The sequence below is a fragment of the Thermocrinis ruber genome, from assembly GCF_000512735.1.
Classification (GTDB): Bacteria; Aquificota; Aquificia; order Aquificales; family Aquificaceae; genus Thermocrinis; species Thermocrinis ruber.
The window spans coordinates 906781-927298 of record NZ_CP007028.1 but is presented as its reverse complement, the minus strand read 5'-3'; the positions used below and the strand labels follow the sequence as shown (position 1 = coordinate 927298).

Sequence of the window (20518 nt, the reverse complement as noted above, 5' to 3'; positions counted from 1 at the left end):
CTGTTATAACAAATCTAAACTTAACCCAAGCCTTTTCAAGTCAGAATCCTTTAGTCTAAAGCGTGCCCTATGTTCCATATCTCTAGCAATCTGGTTTAGTTCCTCTTCGCTACGGATTAATCCTCTGTTAATTGCTTCCTCTAATATTTCCACAGTTCCATCAACCTTTACACCCTCTTGCTCCGCAACCTTCTTCAAATATTTATCATCAGTTATTAACACCAAACTCCTTTCCTTAGCCACAGCCAAAAGGGAAGCATCCGCTCCATCTTCAAATTCCTCGTGAGTAATTCTTAAGTTTCTTATCAAGCTTTGCTCTTCTTCTGTTAGTTCATCCACAACCTTTAGCCATAAGTTTAGCTCATTTAGAACCATCCGCAACTCTGGGTCTTTTTCAGAACCTCGTTCAATCTCTTCTATCACATCGGAGGTAGTTAATAAACCTGCATGAAATATGGTCTTTAGCAAGTTCAAATACCCAGCACGGGCAAAGTTTGATAATGTAGAACTATCTACTATGAAGCGTATTTCACTCATAATGCATGTAGTTTGTTAGTATAACCGCAAGAATCAAGCAAAGATTGCACAAAGACCTCAGCTTGGTAGTCTCAATTTGAAGTAAGCTACTGAGGCCGTTCTACAAATCCCCCGTCGGGATATATTCCAGACCTATAACAATTGTGCATCAAAATGTATGGAAGCTGAATTAAGGTAGAAAAAACGGCAGGGGAATACTGAGGGAGATAAAAGCCCTAAGGTAGGTTCTCTGACCGGACAAAAAGGATTAAACCTTCAGACGGGTTAACTAACTCCCAATCAAGTTAGGATAAGTTAGTTAACCATGGGTGGGCAGTTTAGTTAACCGTGCCTACAGTTAACTAAGTATTTCCCTTTGGCTTCAGAGTTAGTTAACCCGCTGGAAGTTAACTACGGTGCATGCTTGACTGATCCAGCCTATGAGGGCTCAAAGTTAACATCTTCTTAGTTAACCCAAAAAAGCTTCACAAAGCGTGCTATTGTTCCAAATGGTTTGCCGAGTGTGTAAACCTTTTGATTACCGTGTTTAATCCCTTTTGTTCGGTCAGAGGGCACTCTGGAAATCGGCCGAACCGTTGTCCCGTAATATAGTCTTCAGAGAATAAAGTTTTCTTACCCTACATTCGGCGGTGTAGGATAAGAATTTTCATCTTTTAAAGTCCTTGATTTTCAGGGACCTCCCTGCTATCCTCTATTCATCTTGTTTATTTTCAAAGCTTCAACTTCTGATGACAAGAAGTTGAGGGATTTAATGTTGGAGTGGTTCAGTCTCCTAATCTGCGAGAATAACTACTTATCCCTTTTCTGGTCATTTGCGAGAACACGTTATGCCGCATGCTGTAATGCGGTATTGCGTTATGCCGCGTGCTGCAATGCGGTATATGGTGGGGCTAAAGGGTAAGGAGATAAGGGAGAGGGAAGGGGAAACACTCCCAGAGCAGTTCTACCCATAGCAAGGAAAACATAGTTAACCACGGTTAACTAACTCTTACACAAAAAACACAAACTTAGTTAACCCTGTAGAGAGAGTTAACCAGCCTCTGCGGAACGCTTAGTTAACCAAGTATAGAGGGTTAACTAACTCTTTTGTTTTTGCCAGAGACTTGGTTAACCCTGTAGGGACTTTTACACCCTAAAGTATACTTAAAGTTTACTAAAATAAATATTGTGCGAGGTGATAGTCATGGACGACAGGGAACTGATAAAGAGGATTATGGAGGAGGTCAAGGATGAGAAGTTGAGGGAGGAGTTGCTTGCTTTGGTGGTGGAGAAGAACAAGAAGAGGGAAGAGGAAAGACCCATAGACTACTTAGCAAGACAGGAAATACTTGGCGGAGCAACCGAGGGAGTATCTAAGGTGGGCTGGTGGATAATGTATATCATCTCTATAGTTTTTATTTTGGTGGGAAGTTTAGGGCCTCTGGGGCTTCTTGGCTATTTTCTTACCCCTGCTGAGGAAAGGGACAGAAACGCTTGGGTCTTCATTTTCTTTTTTTCTATTCTATTTATGATAGGGATTGCTTGGTTTTTCACTCTTCGTAGTGGAAAAAAGGAGTATGAAAGATTTAAACACAAAAGCGTAAATTAAGGCACTCCCTGAAGGGGTGGCGTATTTAATCTGTCTCCTACTTTTGGGTTAGGAGCGTTTATGAGGTTCTTGGCAAGGTTTTTACCCAAGTCTATCTCCCAATTCACAGCAGCCTTGCCATCATTGAAAATCCTCACGGGAATACTCGGCTGTTCCTTAAACCATTTTTGGGCATCTTTTTCATATGCTCGGAGTTTTGGATCGTTAAGATTAAATCTTAAATCAATGTCTGGTGCCTGCAAGTTGAAAAGCTTTGCTTTCGGAGGCTTATAGCTTTCTAACTCCTTCTTTCTCTGAGACATCTCTTCTTGAGTTTTGTTTATTTGTTGGTTAACTTCTCCCTGTAATTGTTTTCCTTTTTCCTGAACGTTCTTTGGGTCAGGAACTTCACTTTGAATTCCTTCCAATCTCTTCTCATCTACCTTTGGGTCTCTTATACCCTGTCCCTTTGCAAACTCCTCTAACCACTTTTCCAAAGCCTCTGGATTGCTTCTTAGTTTAGCAACCTCTTCCATAGCGTATCTTACCGCCTCTCCCTTTGATTTGCCTGCGGCTAAAGCCTCTTTGTATTTCTGCTGGGCATAGTAGTTTAGTGGGTCTTGTTTTAAGCTTGCCTGCAACCTTTCTGCATAAGCAAGCATCTCTTCAGCCTGCTTCCCAAAAGCTTCAGCTACTTCATAAACTTTGCTATTGCTTGCTTTCTCTGAAACATCTTTGCCTTGGGTATATGACTGTTCACTCTTCTTGGTCTGACTATCACTGCTCCTTTGTCCACTCTTATTCTGCAAAGACTCTATAAACTTATTTACCAGTTCATTTTTCTCGTCTCTTGATAGATAAGTGGACATAGCCTTTACCTGTTCATCTGTGTAATTCCAATTAAGTCCTCCTGACGCACCTCCACCAAATTGAAGAGGCCAGAACGAACCACCTTGTTTGTTTCCACCACCAGTTCCTACACCAACACCACCTGATAAATTAAATTCAAACCCAAAGCTATCCCTTGTTTTAAACTCACTACCATACTTCTGCCCCAAAGTCTTAAGAATTGCCTGAACTATATCCTTATCCACCCCCCACGCTTTTGCAGCTTCCAAAAATGAAGCAAAATCTGATTGCACAATTTTAGACAGATTATCTCTAAGGGATTTAAGATCCACAGCCTCTATGCCCTTAGAGGCAATAGTTTTAAACGCCTCTCCTACCTGACTATAAGCTCGTGCAGTCTCAGTAATTTCTTTCGCCTTAGTCTTCACATAGTCTAAACTTAGCCCACCAACCTGAACGCTGGTCTCAAACCCTTTTATTTCTCCTTTTTCGTCTAATTCTATACTTCCGTGTTCAACGCCTCCCTTCATTACAACAAGCCTACCACGCCCATCATAAACCACTTTAAACCCACCATCTCCACTAACCATTTCTGCATGTTCAAGCCTCCCTTGTGGGTTTATTACCATACTTGCAGAAGCACCCTGACCAGCTATAGCTGACATTGATGCTATAACTTTTTGGGTAAAATCATCTCCACGAATAGCCGCTAACTTCAATGCATTATCAACTGACAGCCCCTTCCCTTCTACCCTTCCTCCCTGCATTGTAATATTCCCCACAGTATGTTGAAGCCCAGAGGTTGTGAAGAAATCTGTCCTCCACCCAACAAAACTCCCCAAGCTTGTAGTTCCCGCCGATACATTCCTGTAATTTACCTGCCCTGCATTGAAGCTTCCTCTTGCTACATCACCAGCTGAGCTTTGGGCTGTGCCCTGAACAACACCTCCAAGCCCCGTGGCAAAGCTGTGAAACGCATACCCTCCCAAGCTTGCTATCATAAAACTCACCGTAGGCACAAGCCAATACAGAGAACCTTCAAGAAAATTAAACCCAAGGCTCGTATTCCATCACCTGTTCAAAGGTATAAGGGCATTCCTGTGGAAAATCTTTTTCCGTGGGAAATTTGCCAAAGTATTTTTTAGCAAGGTCGTGGTTTTCATCTTCTTTAAACCATCTTACAAGCCTTTTTACAGCAATACGCCAAGCGGTGGGCAACTCCTCTGCTGCTTTTTTCCTTATGCCTGGGTATGTTTCAAGGATTGTATCAAGTTCATTCCTTGCATTGTTTATGCTTTTTATCCAGCTGTGTCCCACATCCTCTCTGTCCCTAAAGTTTTCCCACTTGTAAAGGTGTTCCAAGATTACCGCCATGAAGCTTATTAGACTTCTCAGTTCCCTCCTTGCCATATCCTCTATTTCCTCCAGAAGGTTCTCCCAATCCACAAGGTCATACTCTTTGTTTCTGAGAAGCCTTAGGTTCTCCTGAACCCAAAGGTAGAAGTCCTTTTCATACAGTTCCTTTATACTTTGGGTTGTTTTTTCCATAGGCTTAAATATAAGCCCACCAAAAATCGGAATACGGTTAACTAAGTTTGGGCTTTTGTATAAAAGTTTAGTTAACCATGTTAGGCGGTTAACTAAGTTTTCCTGTTTTGGTTAAGAGTTAGTTAACCTCGCATTGATGTTTCCGTGGCTTCATGGAGGCTTCTTATGGAAATGGGTTAAAAAGAGTTAACTAAGTGGCTTACTCCTACTTATTGTAAAGTATTGCAGGGTTAACTAACTCCAAGGTGAAAGAAACCCACTTAGTTAATCGCAGATAGTGTTAATAGGTGTAGATTTTTAGAACAGCCTAAGCAAAGCGTATAATAGTTTGGTAGGAACATGGCCAAAGATGATTGGAGGATAAAAGGAGGAAGACGCAAGGGCAAAAAAGCCCTAAAGTATGCAGGCCTTTTATGGGGCGATGAAAAGGAAAGGAGAATTACACTGGAAGACCTCTGCCGATGTTGGAACTTAGGCAGGCTACTTAAAGAAGGAGAACTCCAACTTGGAATGCTTGTCTTCAGCCAAAAACAGAGATACAAACTTTCACACTCCCAACAGATGACACTCTACTATGCTTACCTTGTCTTTAAGGACTGGGCTAACAAAACCCAAAAGCACATAAACGGAAAAGCCCTCTCTAAACTCATCCAATACCTCATGGCTACAACCCTCGTCCAAAACGCCAAATTCTGCACTTGCAAAGAGATATTCTCCTTCTTCACATATGACCTGCCCAAACTCAAAGACAGAGAGGGAAAGAAACCAAGACCCTTAGAACTATACCAAAGGCAATCAGACCCTCAAGCCCTCGCTAAAATCCATAAAACCTTAAGCTTCCTCCAAAACCCTGAAAAGGTCCTAAAACTCGGCAAACTCTTTGGAATACCCCTACGCTAACCCTCCTCCCTAAATACGTTCCATGAACCTATTCAACTCTAATCCCTAAATGCGTTCTACTTCTTTCTGAATAGGCGGGCGGGCAGAACCTAAACAAGCTTGTACGGGTAGGAGGGTAAATCAGTTTATCTTATACATATATGCTTGAGCTTATAAAGTCTGCACCCACCCAGTGTGGAGTTTATCTCTTCAAGAAGGGCAACAAGGTCCTTTATGTGGGAAAAGCCAAGAACATAAGGGAGAGGCTGTTGCAACACTACAAGCAAGCCCAAGAGAACAAAAAGGAGTATGCCATAGTTAACAGTTCGGACCGTATAGATTGGATACTAACCCGCAACGAATACGAAGCCCTGGTGTTAGAGGTGGACCTAATACAACTTCATAAACCCAAATACAACGTCCTGCACAAGCACGGTGGGGGCTATCCTGTCCTCCTGCTAACGGAGGATGAATTTCCAACCATAAAGGTGGTTAGAGGCTCCGAGCATGAGGGGAAGCTCTTTGGTCCCTTCTTCACCGCCAAGAGGGCCTACAGGGTAAAAAGGCTCATCCATAAGCTTTTTAAACTTCGCACCTGCGACCCAATGCCTACTAGAGCCAGCCCATGCATGGATTATCACCTGGGGCTATGCAGTGGTCCCTGTGCAGGTCTGATTAGCAAAGAGGATTATTCCTTGGCGGTGAAATCTGCCCAATCTATGCTCTCGGGGGAGGTCTCTGAGGTTCTACCAGAGCTATACCAGAGGATGGAAGAACATATGGAAAGGCTTGAGTTTGAAAAATGCGCCCTTATCAGAGACCAAATAAGGGCTTTGGAAAAACTCTCCTTGGGTCAGAGTGTAAGCGGACTCCCCTACCAGAGAGCAGACCTCTTTTACAGAATAGGCAGGCTCTTGGGAGTCTTTTTGATAAGGTCTTTCAAGCTGGTGGATAAGGAGGTTTTCCTTTTGGAGACGGAGGAAGAGTTGGAAGAGACCATTATAGGCTTTTACTACTCCAATCCATTGCCGGAGGTTTTGCTCTTGAACTTTGAGCTCTCGGAAGAGGTCAAAAGGTGGCTCTCGGAAAGAGGGAAGGTTGAGATCGTTCAAAAGATAGACCAGAGCTTGGAAGAGCTTGTCAAAGAAAATCTCCACCACTACATGCCACCAGAACTTTGGCAGGAGGAGTTCTTGAAAGTGCTAAAAATTCCTCCACCAAGGATCATAGAGGGCTTTGATGTTTCCCACTTTTATGGAGGCTATACGGTGGCATCCTGCGTGGTTTGGGAAGAGGGAACTATGAATAAAAAGAGATACAGAAGGTATCGGATAAAAACGGTAAATCAGATTGACGATTACGCCTCCCTGGAGGAGGTGCTGAGCAGAAGGGCAAGAAGGCTTAAGGAAGGGGAGGAGACCATGCCAGACCTGTGGCTCATTGACGGAGGACTCGGACAATTGAGCGTAGCCATTAGGGTAAGGGACAGGTTTGGCTTGCCCATCAAGGTAGTTTCCCTCGCCAAGGAGGAGGAAATTCTGCTAACCGAATGGGGACAGAGGGTAAGACTAAAGGAACATCCTATACTCTATAGAATTTTCGGACAGATTAGGGATGAAGCCCACCGCTTTGCCCTTTCTTACAACAGAAAGCTCAGACTAAAGGAGGGGCTAAAGGACATCCTTGACCGAATAAAGGGCATAGGAGAGGTCAAAAAGAAGATCATTTACAACAACTTTGAGAACTTATATGAGCTTTTAAAGGCGGAGGACAGACACCTCAAGAAGCTGGGCATAGACCCATCCATAAAGCAGGAGATAGAGAAGTATTTGACTTAAGGAATATTAGAATGCCCCGCAGGGCTGGAAGCCCTTTGGGGTTGTTTGATCAGGGTGCAATCCAGTTTTCCTGCTGGAGCAATTCCTCCATCTTATCGGAAACATGCTGGGATATCTTGTAGGCGCAAAACTCAGGACCGCACATAGAACAGAATTTGGCAGTTTTGTAGCCCTCTTGGGGTAGGGTTTCGTCGTGGTAGGCCCTTGCGGTCTCTGGGTCTATGGCAAGCTCAAACTGCCTGTTCCAGTCAAAGGCAAAGCGAGCCTTGGACATTTCTAAGTCCCAATCCCTGGCACCGGGGAAGCGTTTGGCTACATCTGCCGCATGAGCTGCTATCTTGTATGCAATAACTCCTTGCTTTACGTCCTCCACATTGGGAAGTCCCAAGTGCTCCTTGGGCGTCACATAGCAAAGCATTGCAGCACCATAATAACCCGCCAACGCAGCACCTATGGCGGATGCAATATGGTCATACCCAGGGGCCACGTCTATTACAAGGGGACCAAGCACGTAGAAAGGCGCTTCGTGGCATATCTTTTGTTGGATCTTCATGTTGAACTCTATCTGGTCCAATGGCACGTGTCCCGGTCCTTCCACCATCACTTGAACATCGTGTTTCCATGCCCTTTCCGTTAGCTCACCGAGGACCCTTAGCTCTGCAAGCTGGGCGTCGTCGCTGGCGTCCGCAATAGCTCCGGGCCTGAGGGCATCTCCCAAGGAGAAGGAAACATCATACTTTTTGAATATCTCGCATATCTTATCAAAGTGCTCATAGAGTGGATTTTGCTTTCCGTGTTCTATCATCCACTGAGCCATTATGGCACCACCACGGGACACTATACCCATAACCCTGTGCTGGACCATGGGCAAAAACTCCCTGAGAATACCCGCGTGGATGGTCATGTAAGATACGCCCTGCTGGGCTTGTTCCTCTATAACATCAAGAATAAGGTCCACGGTCATGTTTTTGACTTGTCCCTTTGCCCTCTTGAAGGCTTCGTATATGGGAACAGTTCCCACGGGCACCGTGCTCTCTTTTATGATGGCTTCTCGGGTTTCCTTTATGGCGTCTCCGGTGGATAGGTCCATAACCGTATCTGCACCGTACTTGATGGCTACCCTTAGCTTTTCCAACTCGGTAGGTATGTCAGAAGCCAAGCCCGAGTTTCCTATGTTGGCATTGACCTTTACCCTTGAGTTTATACCTATACACATGGGCTCAAGGTGAAGATGGTTTATGTTGGCAGGAATGATCATCCTACCCCTTGCTACCTCCTGCCTGACAAACTCTGGGTGCAATCCTTCCCTCTTTGCCACATACCGCATTTCTTCTGTTATTATGCCCTGACGGGCAAGGTGCATCTGGGTCTTGTTTTTAAACTTCTTCCTGCTTTCTACCCACTCCGCGCTCAGCATAGGCCACCTCCTAAAAAGTTTGCTATAAGAATTTAAAACCTTAAGCCTGCTAATCTATGATAAAAATTAGCCCGTATATACACCTTGGGTGCTAATCTACAAGGGGAATTAGTCTGAATAAGTGAGTTAAGTTCTCTCCTTGCTAAGGCTTTTTTCCTAAGAGATTTCTAGCCTTTCTGAATTTCCGATGTATAAAGATACAAACCTAAAAAAAGTTAAAATTTTCTCCACTATGCGCGTAGTTTTGAGCACCCAAGACATACCAAAGAAATGGTTTAACATTGTGCCCTATCTACCAAAGCCTCTGGAGCCTCCCTTGGACCCAAGGACTATGGAGCCTGTGGATCCTTCAGCCCTCCTTGCCATATTTCCAGAGCCTATAGTGGAGCAGGAGGTCTCACAGCAGGAGTGGATAGACATCCCCCAAGAGGTGCTTGATGTATATTCCCTATGGAGACCAACGCCACTGCACAGGGCTAAAAGGCTTGAGGAGTACTTGGGCACGCCAGCAAAGATATACTACAAAAACGAGAGCGTATCACCACCGGGTAGCCATAAGCCAAACACTGCGGTAGCCCAAGCTTATTACAACAAGATCTCCGGTGTGAAGAGGTTGACTACAGAAACGGGGGCGGGTCAGTGGGGAAGTTCTTTAGCCTTTGCCTGCCAGTTCTTTGGTTTGGAGTGTGAGGTCTTTATGGTTAGGGTTAGCTACAATCAAAAACCCTTCAGAAGAATACTTATGGAGACTTGGGGAGCAAAGGTGGTGCCTTCTCCCAGCAATCTAACCCAGTCTGGCAGAAAGTTTTATGAAGAAGACCCAGAGCATCCGGGAAGTTTGGGAATAGCCATAAGCGAAGCCATTGAGCGTGCGGTTTCCTCTCCGGACACTAAATACTCCCTGGGTAGTGTGTTAAACCATGTTTTGCTCCATCAAACAATCATAGGGTTGGAAGCCAAAAAGCAGATGGAAATGGTCGGTGATTATCCCGATGTAATTGTGGGTGCGGTGGGTGGTGGTAGCAACTTTGCGGGTTTATCCTTTCCCTTTTTGAGGGACAAGCTGGCGGGCGAAAAGCCAAACCTTGAGGTTATCGCAGTGGAACCATCCGCATGCCCTACCCTTACGAAGGGTGAATACAGATACGATTACGGAGACACCGCAGGGCTAACGCCCCTTATAAAGATGCATACCTTGGGACATGATTTTGTGCCTCCTCCCATTCATGCGGGAGGTTTGAGATACCACGGAGATGCACCTTTGGTTTGCTTGCTATACAATGAGGGTTTTATAAGCGCCAGTGCATATAAACAGAGGGATGTTTTTGAAGCGGCTGTTCTCTTTGCAAGGACGGAGGGCATAGTGCCAGCCCCAGAGTCCGCCCACGCCATAAGAAAGGTAATAGACATAGCCTTGGAGTGTAAAAGGACTGGAGAGAAAAAGACTATCCTCTTTAACCTATCAGGGCATGGCTACTTTGACCTGAGCGCTTACAATAAATTCCTAAAGGGTGAATTGCCGGATACTTAGTCTTTATTTGTTATGTAAGTGTTCTTATAATACTGTAAGCTTGCATGGACATCCAAGGAATCATAGATAGCGTAAGCACAGTCCTAAAAGGAAAGGAAGAGGTAGTTTTACGATCTTTGGTTTGCTTTCTCTCTGGAGGGCATCTGCTTTTGGAAGATGTGCCGGGGGTAGGAAAGACTACTTTGGCTTTGTCCCTCTCAAGGGTTTTGGGGCTTTCCTTTGCCCGCATCCAATTTACCAGCGACCTTTTACCCTCGGACATATTGGGCGTGAGCATTTATGACCAGTCCAAAAAAGCCTTTGTTTTCAAGCAGGGACCTATCTTCCATCAGATAATTTTGGCTGACGAGATCAACCGGGCTACTCCAAAGACCCAAAGTGCCCTCTTAGAAGCTATGGCAGAGGGTAAGGTTAGCGTGGATGGGGTCACCTACGAACTGCCAAAGCCCTTTTTTGTGATAGCCACACAAAACCCGGTGGAACAGTACGGCACCTTTCCACTGCCCGAGTCTCAACTGGACCGCTTTAGCATGCGCCTTTCCCTTGGCTACCCAGATAAAGAAACAGAGATAAGCATTCTCCGAGGAGAAAATCCCCTGGAAAGTGTGGCAAAGCTGAGCCCTATGGTAAAGCCTCACGAAATACTGGCAACCATGCAACAGATAAGCAGGTTTTATGTGTCGCCCGAAGTGGCAAGGTTTGTGGTGGAAATTGTGTCAAGGACCCGCAACCACCCAGATGTGCTTTTGGGTGTTTCCACAAGGGGTGCCATCCATTTGGTTAGCTGTGCAAAAGCGTTGGCTTACTGCAGGGGAAGGGACTTTGTGGTTCCCGAGGACATAATAGACCTGGCACCTTATTGCTTGGCACACCGTATAATTGTGAGGGAAGGCACAGACGCAGAAGCCTTAATAAAATCCATCTTGGAGGAGGTTCCAGCTCCTTGATAAAGCTTGCGGTTTTGCAGTGGCAAATAGCCTTCGGCAACATCCAAGAGAACAGAAAAAGGGTCCTTGAACTACTGAGCCCTTTGGAGGATAGCTTGGTAGTCCTGCCGGAGATGTTTCCCTGCGGTTTTGACTACGATAACTTAAAAAACCACGCCAAAGAGAGTCAAAAACTTTTGGAAGAGCTCAGGGAACTTTCTAAGGAAAAAAGGCTGACGCTGATAGGAACATACCCAGAGGAGAGGGAGGGAAAGCTGTTTAACACCGCCTTTGTGCTCTCCGATGGGTTATTGGTAGGCAAAAGGGACAAGATAAAGCTTTTTCCACTGTACAGAGAGGGGGAACACTTTAGCCCGGGGCAAGAAAACCCAGTTTTTGAAACAAGGCATGGAAAAGTGGGAGTGCTTGTATGCTTTGAGCTAAGGTTCCCAAACCTGGGCTGGGAGCTGAGAAAGAAGGGAGCCCAGATTATTGCGGTGCCATCCCTTTGGGGTGCCAAAAGGAAAGAGCATTTAAAGGTTTTGTCGCAAGCGAGGGCGGTGGAGTTGCAAAGCTACCTTTTGCTTTCCAACGGGTGGGGAAGGACGGGAGAAGAGGAGTATGCAGGCAACTCTGCCATATACGACCCATGGGGCAACACCCTTGCCTTTTCGGAAGTGGGAGATAGCGTCCTTTTGGTTTATGCGGACCTAAAGAAGGTGGAAGCAGTGCGAAGGCTCATACCACTGGACACTGATTGAAATCATAAGCGTGGGCTTTTAGGATGCCCTATATTTCCTCGTAACAGGTAAGCAAGTTTTTACAGAGGACAGCCAAACCATCTTCTTGGGCAAGGTCAAGGATTTTGTTTATGGTCTGCGTGTCTGTAGCGAGAAAGTCATAGACTGGGTGGTGTTCACCGTCCTGCTCAGTAAAAGAAAGGGCACACCCTAAAACTCTTTGAGGGTAAAAGGGTAACAATCAAAGATGTAAGTTCTTACACAATAGAATAAGGATTATAAGAACCCAGCACATAGCGGAGGAACCTCAATAACAGCTACTTCCTTCACCCTCCCACCCTTTCCACCTATCCGACCAACCGATAACCCACCTTCTCCACCTAATAATAGGTTAATAAACAAGCTTGTTAATAAATTAATTAAATCGTTCACGCACTTTACAACACATATACTCATCCAAAACGTCAGACTGTATTAACAAATCAGCAAGTTAAGATATTAGTAAGTCAACTTGCCAACAATCTCTACATCGCAGAGGTAAAGGTTAGTTTCACAAGGCTATGGTAAATTTGTTGGTTTATTAACAAATTAATTAGCTAATAAGCCAATTCGTTAATCACTCCTTTTTATGCTTGAAATAGAATTCTTCCAAAGCCCTATTAACCAACTCAGACTCGCTTACCCGTATGCCCTTTTTCAAATACATCATCTGGAGTTCCTTAAGCCTCACTTCGTTTTCCACGGTTAGGTAAAAGCCCTTTAGTTTCCTATTCTTGGTAGCTTCCTTTTTTTCTTCCAAAGTGTCCTTCTTCATTGCTTCCTCGGACTTTGGCTCCTCTGACACTGTGGCTGACATATCGCTGAGAATCTTTGAAACTATGCCTAAGTTCCTCTTAGCCATTTTATAACCTCCTCTGCATAGGTAGATAGTATTTTTAATGCCTCCTGATCCAGCTGTTTTAAATCTCCCCTATTTATACTGGCATACTGAAAGCCCACCCTTTTGGGAATGGGTGGTAGAACCTTATAAGGAAGCTTTTGAAGCTCTTCAAGGACCTTGTTATGAAGGGCTACGTGTTTTTCGTAAAAGGTAGGTGCCAATGCTACTACTTGGGTTTTTATTCCTGTGTATTCCTCTAACTCCTGCAGGACCATAAAAATATGCTTTAAACCAGAGAGGCTGAAAAACTGAGTTTCTACAGGAATTAGCACACCGTCGGAGGCTATGAGAGCGTTTATGGTTAAGATGCCGAGGTTCGGCGGGGTATCTACGAGGATTAGGTCGTAGCTGTTAAAGGTAGACAGTGCCCTCTTTAGCCTAAGCTCCCTCGCATGCATACTGACAAGTTCAAACTCCGCTTGGGATAGGAGCAAGGAGGAAGGAATGAGGTCAATATTTCCTAAACTTATGGGTTGGGAAGAGCCTTTGATGAGTAAGTGGTAAGATTGAGGGATATCCTCAGAGATGTTTTGAGTAAGACACAGGGTCAAGTTTGCTTGAGGGTCAAGGTCTACAGCGAGGACTTTCAAGCCTCGTTCTGCAAGTAGATGAAGCAGGACTACAGTAAGCGTTGTTTTTCCCACACCTCCTTTGTGATTGACTACTGACAAGGTTTTCATGTTAATAAGTTTATCATATAACTTGTTAATAAGCAAGGAGAGTAATTTGTTAATATGCTAATAAACAAATTTGCCAATATATTAACAAATTAGCGAGACTCTGCATGATTGTAGAAGTCTAACTGTTAGAATTGAGGCAGTTCTAAAAAAATCTACAAGTTCTAAGGATGTTTCAATCCCCTATAGGCACTTAATAAACAAGTTCATAGTCTGCATCGGAGCATCTGAACAGAGGGCGTTTCAATCCCCTATAGGCATTTAATAAACTTGCATAAGCTGGAGGCTAAGCAATGAGAAAGCAAGTGTTTCAATCCCCTATAGGCACCTAATAAACCAGATATTCGCATTATCTATCATATTCAGTTGCCAACTTAGAGACAAGGGACTTTTAAGAGTCCCTCTACATCAATGCCCTCATGACTATTATAAAACATTTCCCGTCCATGCCCAATAGAAGGAAGGCTATTATAAATTTTAGTGATGACGGAAAGAACCTATAAAAGCTATAAGCTAAAATTCAAGTTTAGCTTTGACCAACCTTTAAGTTTGCCCAAGTATTACAACAGCGTGCTCCAGGGGTTCTTTTATAAGAACATGGACCCAATCCTTGCCAGTATATTGCATGAAGTGGGCTTTGTGTATAACCACAGAAAGTTTAAACTCTTCACATTCTCAAAAATATTTGGCAAGATTAAGGAAAAGAACGAAAACAACATTTTGTTCCACCCTCCAAACGTTCATGTGTATTTTTCCACTCCGATAACCACACATATGAAGTCCATAGCCATGTCTTTACTGAAAAAAGAAAGATTGCTTATGCATAAGCAATATGTTTTCCTTTCAGAGGTTGAGGTGTTAGAGGAGGAAATAGAAAGCGAGGAGATAACTGTGGTTTGTCTTTCTCCCATTGTGGTCTATAGGACGCCAGAGGGTTCAAGAAGGCATATCTATCTCTCACCGTTTGAGGAGCAGTTCTACGCTATGCTTAAAAGCAACTTGATGAAAAAATATGAACTTGTTTATGGTAAAAGGTATACGGAAGATATTGAAATAGCCCCAGTTAACACAAATCGTATTTATAAAAAGAAGATTGTATTTAAGGGAACACTTATTACAGCGTGGGAGGGTTTGTTTAAGATAAAAGCTAAGAGGGATATGCTGAAGGTTGGGCTGGAATGTGGATTGGGGGTAAAAAACAGTGCGGGCTTTGGTTGTATTGCTAAAATAAGAAAGAAGGAACATGCTTAGGGCTTTAAAAGAGTGGGGAGAACTATTTGAAAGACCAATATACGACAAAGTTAAAGCGGACAAGGTTATTGTGCTTGAGTTTGAACTGGACAATGTTGGCAACGCAACTTTAAAAGATATTAGCCTTGAGGAGTTTTCAGAGGATAAGCTAAACAAGTATCTTTATAGAAGGGCTAAGAGCAGCAACCCGCCTACCTACTCGCCCACTTTACGCCTTAATACTGAAGACATTAGCAAATCTTTGAATAACCTTATTAAAGTCAACAGAAAACTAAGAGGCGTTCCACAGATAAGCATTGATGTAGAAACCGTTGCAGAGCGGATACGGGGTATGATAGAAGGAACTGAGAAATCAACCTCCTACCTGATTACCATTAGGTTCAATGGAAAATACATAGGAGAGATGCCCGAATATATCAAAGCAGTTGGCGATCTTATAAAAGGTTCATATGAGAAAAATGGCATATGTTCCATATGTGGAGAGGAGAAAAAGGTGGCTGAAGACTTACCCTTTAATTTTTTGACCTACGACAAGCCTGGATATATAGTAGGTGGGTTTAGAGAAGATGTAGCATACAAAAACAGTCCAATTTGTTTTGATTGTTATGAAAAAATCAGAATAGCAAGGCAAAACTTGGAGTCCGCTACTTTTAAATTAGCAGGCACCGAGTATATGCTTATCCCGGAGACATTAAAAAAGGAAAATCTTCAGAAGCTTAAGGAATTGTTTGAATATCTCAGGGAAAATAACTTAAACCTTGACAATTTAGACAAGGTTCATCTATACGACCTGCTTGAAGGACTTGTAAGGGAAGAGGATAAAAACCTGATATTTAGCATACTTGATAACCTTCAGGAAATCTCAGGGGAAAGAGGGCTTGACATTCTATCAATATTTAGTAGGTTTAAAGATATTATCATTGCCCATTTTCTGTTTATAAAGAGGGAACAAAGTAGAGAAGCAATAGAACTGTATATTTCAGATGTTTTCCCTTCACGAATTGACTATCTTTTTAAGGTAAAAGGGTTTATTGAAGAGCTTGGGATTGTCGGAAATTTTGATTATAGGCTTATCAACGAGTTTTTCAAAGAGAAAGGGTTCTATCAAATGGTTGAAGCTACATTCTGGGGGAAGAGGGTTGAGAATGCATTTCTTTGTGATGGGTTGATGAATGTTATAAGGGAGAGCTTTAAGGAGTGGGATAAGCGTACGGATTACAAATTGATTGGTGAAGCTTTAGCGGTATATCTCTTTGTTAGAATAACTACGGAGGGGTTAAGCATGCAACAAAGCCAAAATCTACAAAGCCTTGAAGAGTTTTTTGTTTGGGTGAAAAACCTACCAAGCATTGGCTCGGAAGACTGGAAATACGGACTGGTTCTAATGGGATTTTTAACGGAATATTTATTAGAAGAACAAAGGAAAGAAAGAAAATCTAAGCCCTTTTTGAAAAAACTCAAAAGCCTTAAAATGGATTGGGGGGACATCATCAAGCTACTTCCCGAGTTGAGACAAAAGTTGGAAGAGTATGAGGCTTTTGACTATCAGTCTGTTAAGATGCTTTTTGGAGAGATTTCCCAGACACTTTTACAATCCACCAAACCCAAAGCAAGCGTGGGAGAATTGAACTTTTACTTTGCAAGTGGGATGGGACTTTATGGTATATACGGAGGGTTGATGTTTAATAGAAAACAAACCAACGAGGAGGTAGAGGAATGAGTATCCTTAGTAGAAGGCACGAAATACTCTTTTTGTATGATGTGAGTATGGCAAATCCTAATGGGGATCCTTTGGACGAAAACAGGCCACGCTACGATGAGGAGACGGGCAGGGTATTTGTAAGGGATGCGAGGATAAAACGGACTATAAGGGATACGCTTGCGGAAATGGGGTACAATGTCTTTATCATAGAAGAAAGGAAGGACAACGGAGAGTTAAAGACAAAAGAGGAGAAGGTTGGTAATTTGGACAGGGACAGGATATTAGATACCTACATAGATATCAGGCTTTTTGGCGGGACTTTTGCAGTTAAGAAAAACCCTTGGAATTGGACGGGCCCTGTTCAGTTTGCATACGGAGTATCCCTGCATAGGGTAAAGATGCTGAACATAAAAGGAACAACCGTTATGCCTTCAAAAGAAGGAAAAAAACAGGGCACCATGCTTGACGATTATAGAATAGCCTACGGTCTTATTGCGGTTTATGGTGTGGCTAACCAAAATGCTGCGGAGCATACAAGAATGACGGATGAGGACTTTGAGATTATGTTAAAAGCCCTGTGGATAGGGCATAGGGGCGGTAGTGTTCTGCTTACTGGGTCAAAGATTGGACACACGTCAAGGCTTTTGATTGATGTAGTCCATAAAGAAGGGTCCCTTGACTTGATAGGAGGACTTCATAGGGCTGTGGATGTTGTGTCTGATAAGAACGATGAGGAGATAAGAGGTCCCGAAGATTACAAGCTTTCTCTTGAAAGATTAGCACAGAAGATACTAAGGTTTAAGGACAAAGTAGAGAAAATCAGGTATATTGCTGACGAGGAGTTGCGTGTAGAACCTTCTATTGAGGAGGCATTTCAAGGTATTACGGTTGAGAAGCTGGAATTCTGATGGAAGCTTTGGTCTTTGAAGTTTTTGGTAGCTTAGGACATTTTAGGAAATTCTACACCACCTCTTCTGCCCTAACCTATCCCTTTCCTCCACCTACTGTCCTGCGTGGTCTGGTAGGTGCCATAATTGGGCTAGAAAGGGAAGAATACCTAACGCACACCAAAGATTTGAAATTTGCAGTCCAAATCTTAAGCCCAGTAAAAACTCTTACAATTTCTGTGAATTTCATAAACACAAAAAGAAAAGGTGGAGGGTTTGAACCATCTTTAAAAGCTCAGTCAAAGGCTGAGGAATCCGCACGAACTCAAGTTATTCAACAGTTGGTAAAAGACCCACGCTACAGGGTCTTTGTGTTGGGAGATGGTAATGTTTTTGAAACACTGAGAGAACATTTAGAACTGAGAAAGTTTTTCTATACGCCTGTTTTGGGCACTTCAGAACATATAGCTGAGATAGAGTATGTTGGGACGTTTGAAGTTAAAGAGTTGGAAGATGTAGAGGGTAGGTGTTATAGTGTATGCCCTCTGGAGTTGTTGGAGGATTTGAGGATTACTTCTATAAAGATTGGCAAAGAACTTATACCCTATCGTATGGAAGAGGACAGGACCGCAAGCTATACGGAGGTGCTGTATCCGAAAGAGCCAAACACTACTATAGAGGGTAAGTTTAAAAAGTTGTGGTTTGTTGCAATGCCAAGCGGTGAGGTAGGTGTCTGTTTTATGCCCCATGTGTAGCGGACTTTATTCCCATCCCAACGTTTTTATGGAAGACCATATAAATGGAGTTATTAAGATTGCCAAACAGCTTTATGGAGAGAATATCCCTGAATGGTTCTATGTTCCCTTGGCTTTCCACGACTTTGGTAAATCCACTAAATATTTTCAGGATTACATATTGAGTGGTAAGAAGACCAAATTTTCAGACCATTCCTATCTTTCTGCGGTGTATTGCTTGAACCTCGCACACTCTTTAGGATTTGATGACAGGCTAACAGAATGCTTTCTATATCCTCTGAAACATCACACAGATTTAAAGGGACTAAAAAACACGTTTGATGACCTCCTATCAAAGGAAAGAAGGGACATTCTCCTAAAGCAAATAGAAGCAATTGAGGTGGAAAAGTTCAACCGAGTTGTGGAGTTGCTTGATATCCCTGAAAGAATAAAAAGCAAAGCCTTTTTGGGAGAAGAAGTCCTAAATCGGCTAAAATTGATAGTAGGCAATCTTGGAAGGATTGTGGGTGGACTGAAACTTGAAAAAGGGTTGTTTGACTTTAATCTTTTCTTTTCTGTTTTGCTTGATGCGGACAAAACGCAGGCTGGAAGTAAAGAGGATAGCGTCCCTGAAACACGGGTTTTAAGCTTGGAAAGAATAGAGATATACAGAGAACAGCTTAGAAAAAACGATTCAGAAATAAATCAAAAGAGGGAAGAGGCTTTTAAAGAGGTGATGGCAAAACTGCCTATCGCCAAGGACTACAAGCTATACGCACTCACGCTCCCTACAGGGATGGGTAAGACTCTCACGGGGCTATCTTTTGCGGCAGGGCTTGCTAAGAACCTTGGATTAAAAAGGATTGTGTATAGTCTTCCTTTCCTCAGCATAATAGACCAAACGGAATTGGTTTTACGAGGTATTGGTCTAAAAGACAGCACAGAACTTATAGTTCATCATCATCTTTCCGAAATTGGCTATTTTCAGGGAGATAGAGAAAGAGAATACGATTTTGACACCGCAAGGGTATTCTTTGAGGGTTGGAACTCGGGTGTTATTTTGACCACTTTCCATCAATTCTTATACGCACTTCTTGGGGCGGAGAACTCCTATCTTAGACGCTTCAACAAGCTTAAGGACAGTGTGGTAATAGTAGATGAACTGCAAGCCTTACCGCATAGATATTGGCGTTTTGTAAAGGAATGCTTTAAAAAGCTTACAGAAGAGTTAAACAGTAGGGTGATTTTGATGACCGCTACAAATCCTTTTGTGTTTGAAGAGGGAGACCATGTTTTGCATTTAGTTGATAAAGCCAAATACAGGGAAGGTTTGCAGCGGTTCAGAGTAATTCCCGATCTTGAGAAAAGGACCGTTGAAGATTTAGCACGGGAGGTGGCAGAGAGGGTAAGAAAGGAAGACAAAACTTTCCTGATAATCTTAAACACCATAAAAAGTTCTCAGGAATTCTATAGGAAGCTTAAAGACTTGGTGAATGTGGATATTGCTTACCTTTCCACTGCGGTGATCCCAAAACAAAGAAGGGAAAGAATAGAACAGATAAAACAAGGGAAGTATAAGGTGGTGGTATCTACGCAAGTGGTAGAGGCGGGCGTGGATATAGACTTTGATGTAGTGTGTAGAGATTTTGCTCCTTTAGATAGCATAAATCAATCTGCGGGAAGGTGTAATAGGCATGGATTTAGAGGATTGGGAGAGGTAAGAGTGGTAAAGCTTGTGGATGATAACGGAAGGGAATACTCAAGGCGAATATATGATATTGTTTTGCTTTCCGCTACTGAAAAATTTTTAACCGAAGAACTAACGGAAAGGGAGCTTTTGGATGTGATAGATGAGTATTTTGAGACACTATGGACAAAAATATCTCACGACAAGTCTGATGAACTGCTTGAAGCATTGGATAGGATTAAACACGACTTTCTTTATAAAAACTTTAAGCTGATAGAAGACCAACCCTATAAAGAGGATGTTTTTGTGGCTGTTGATTATAAAGCGGAGAGTGTGCTTAATGCAGTCAAGGAAATTTGGGAACAACGGCAAAGAAAAGAAATCTCTTTGTGGGAGGCAAAGAGAGAGTTTGAAAAGTTAAAGGCTGAATTCTACAGTTATGTAATAAGCGTGGCACTAAGCAAAGATAGTGAGATTGAATTAGATGACAGACTAAAAATTCGGGTAGTTAGAAGGGAGAATGTAGGCTTGTATTATGATGGTGAAATAGGGTTCCGCATTAAGGGAGGGGAAAATGCTTTATAATAGTCATGAGGGCAATGAAGTAGAGGGACTCTTAAAAGTCCCTTGTCTCTAAGTTGGCAACTGAATATGATAGATAATGCGAATGTCTGGTTTATTAAGTGCCTATAGGGGATTGAAACTACACCTCCGCACCCACGCTTTCTTTCGCAAACAAAGTTTATTAAGTGCCTATAGGGGATTGAAACTACACCTCCGCACCCACGCTTTCTTTCGCAAACAAAGT

Annotated in this window: 17 protein-coding genes; 11 read left to right on the top strand and 6 right to left on the bottom strand. The window is 43.0% G+C overall.

The window, feature by feature from the left end; genetic code table 11:
• Nucleotides 1-3 precede the first annotated feature (3 nt).
• Nucleotides 4-537, bottom strand: a complete 534-nt coding sequence (locus THERU_RS05005) for a PIN domain-containing protein (RefSeq protein WP_156916202.1) — start codon at nucleotides 535-537, stop codon at nucleotides 4-6.
• Between the two features lie 1174 nt (nucleotides 538-1711).
• On the opposite strand from THERU_RS05005, the gene THERU_RS05000 reads away from it, so the two are divergent.
• On the top strand, nucleotides 1712-2125 hold the full coding sequence (locus THERU_RS05000) for a hypothetical protein (RefSeq protein ID WP_169727094.1): 414 nt from the start codon (nucleotides 1712-1714) through the stop codon (nucleotides 2123-2125).
• On the opposite strand, the gene THERU_RS04995 is transcribed toward THERU_RS05000, so the two are convergent.
• Together THERU_RS04995 and THERU_RS04990 are read right to left on the bottom strand one after the other, a co-directional pair.
• Nucleotides 2122-3954: a hypothetical protein gene (locus tag THERU_RS04995; RefSeq protein ID WP_025306181.1), complete on the bottom strand. Its 1833-nt coding sequence runs from the start codon at nucleotides 3952-3954 to the stop codon at nucleotides 2122-2124. The two genes, THERU_RS05000 and THERU_RS04995, sit on opposite strands and share 4 nt — an antisense overlap.
• Before the next feature lie 46 nt (nucleotides 3955-4000).
• Entirely contained in the window at nucleotides 4001-4501 is a 501-nt protein-coding gene (locus THERU_RS04990; RefSeq protein ID WP_025306180.1) for a DUF29 domain-containing protein, read from the bottom strand.
• A gap of 339 nt (nucleotides 4502-4840) precedes the next feature.
• On the opposite strand from THERU_RS04990, the gene THERU_RS04985 reads away from it, so the two are divergent.
• Entirely contained in the window at nucleotides 4841-5401 is a 561-nt protein-coding gene (locus THERU_RS04985; RefSeq protein WP_025306179.1) for a hypothetical protein, read from the top strand.
• 140 nt (nucleotides 5402-5541) lie between these two features.
• Nucleotides 5542-7218 carry an excinuclease ABC subunit UvrC gene (uvrC, locus tag THERU_RS04980; RefSeq protein ID WP_025306122.1) on the top strand — a complete coding sequence of 559 codons (1677 nt, stop codon included), beginning with the start codon at nucleotides 5542-5544 and terminating at the stop codon, nucleotides 7216-7218.
• A 49-nt stretch (nucleotides 7219-7267) separates the two neighbouring features.
• Here uvrC and thiC read toward each other — a convergent pair whose 3' ends face one another.
• Entirely contained in the window at nucleotides 7268-8635 is a 1368-nt protein-coding gene (gene thiC, locus THERU_RS04975; protein WP_025306178.1) for a phosphomethylpyrimidine synthase ThiC, read from the bottom strand.
• Nucleotides 8636-8867: 232 nt separating this feature from the next.
• Here thiC and THERU_RS04970 point away from each other — a divergent pair, with 232 nt between their 5' ends.
• Genes THERU_RS04970 through THERU_RS04960 form a run of 3 tightly spaced genes read left to right on the top strand, consistent with a single transcriptional unit; the run spans nucleotide 8868 to nucleotide 11853 of the window.
• Nucleotides 8868-10166, top strand: a complete 1299-nt coding sequence (locus THERU_RS04970) for a TrpB-like pyridoxal phosphate-dependent enzyme (RefSeq protein WP_025306177.1) — start codon at nucleotides 8868-8870, stop codon at nucleotides 10164-10166.
• 44 nt (nucleotides 10167-10210) lie between these two features.
• Entirely contained in the window at nucleotides 10211-11113 is a 903-nt protein-coding gene (locus THERU_RS04965; protein ID WP_025306176.1) for an AAA family ATPase, read from the top strand.
• Nucleotides 11110-11853: a nitrilase-related carbon-nitrogen hydrolase gene (locus tag THERU_RS04960; RefSeq protein WP_038532144.1), complete on the top strand. Its 744-nt coding sequence runs from the start codon at nucleotides 11110-11112 to the stop codon at nucleotides 11851-11853. The genes THERU_RS04965 and THERU_RS04960 overlap by 4 nt, the downstream gene beginning before the upstream one ends.
• 595 nt (nucleotides 11854-12448) lie before the next feature.
• Here the strand turns inward: THERU_RS04960 and THERU_RS04950 are convergent.
• Both THERU_RS04950 and THERU_RS04945 read right to left on the bottom strand, forming a co-directional pair.
• A complete protein-coding gene (locus tag THERU_RS04950; RefSeq protein ID WP_025306173.1) occupies nucleotides 12449-12733 on the bottom strand; it encodes a hypothetical protein in 285 nt (94 codons plus the stop codon).
• Nucleotides 12715-13452, bottom strand: a complete 738-nt coding sequence (locus tag THERU_RS04945) for a ParA family protein (protein WP_025306172.1) — start codon at nucleotides 13450-13452, stop codon at nucleotides 12715-12717. Before THERU_RS04945 ends, THERU_RS04950 begins: the two co-directional genes overlap by 19 nt.
• A gap of 480 nt (nucleotides 13453-13932) precedes the next feature.
• On the opposite strand from THERU_RS04945, the gene cas6 reads away from it, so the two are divergent.
• The 5 genes from cas6 to THERU_RS04920 are packed head-to-tail and all read left to right on the top strand — an operon-like array spanning nucleotide 13933 to nucleotide 20295.
• Entirely contained in the window at nucleotides 13933-14700 is a 768-nt protein-coding gene (gene cas6, locus THERU_RS04940; protein ID WP_025306171.1) for a CRISPR-associated endoribonuclease Cas6, read from the top strand.
• On the top strand, nucleotides 14693-16420 hold the full coding sequence (locus THERU_RS04935; protein WP_025306170.1) for a TIGR02556 family CRISPR-associated protein: 1728 nt from the start codon (nucleotides 14693-14695) through the stop codon (nucleotides 16418-16420). Before cas6 ends, THERU_RS04935 begins: the two co-directional genes overlap by 8 nt.
• Nucleotides 16417-17310, top strand: coding sequence for a type I-B CRISPR-associated protein Cas7/Csh2 (gene cas7b, locus THERU_RS04930; RefSeq protein WP_025306169.1), 894 nt, complete (start codon nucleotides 16417-16419; stop codon nucleotides 17308-17310). Before THERU_RS04935 ends, cas7b begins: the two co-directional genes overlap by 4 nt.
• Nucleotides 17310-18044: a type I-B CRISPR-associated protein Cas5b gene (cas5b, locus tag THERU_RS04925; protein ID WP_025306168.1), complete on the top strand. Its 735-nt coding sequence runs from the start codon at nucleotides 17310-17312 to the stop codon at nucleotides 18042-18044. Before cas7b ends, cas5b begins: the two co-directional genes overlap by 1 nt.
• Nucleotides 18037-20295, top strand: a complete 2259-nt coding sequence (locus THERU_RS04920; protein WP_025306167.1) for a CRISPR-associated helicase/endonuclease Cas3 — start codon at nucleotides 18037-18039, stop codon at nucleotides 20293-20295. The genes cas5b and THERU_RS04920 overlap by 8 nt, the downstream gene beginning before the upstream one ends.
• Nucleotides 20296-20518: the final 223 nt, after the last annotated feature.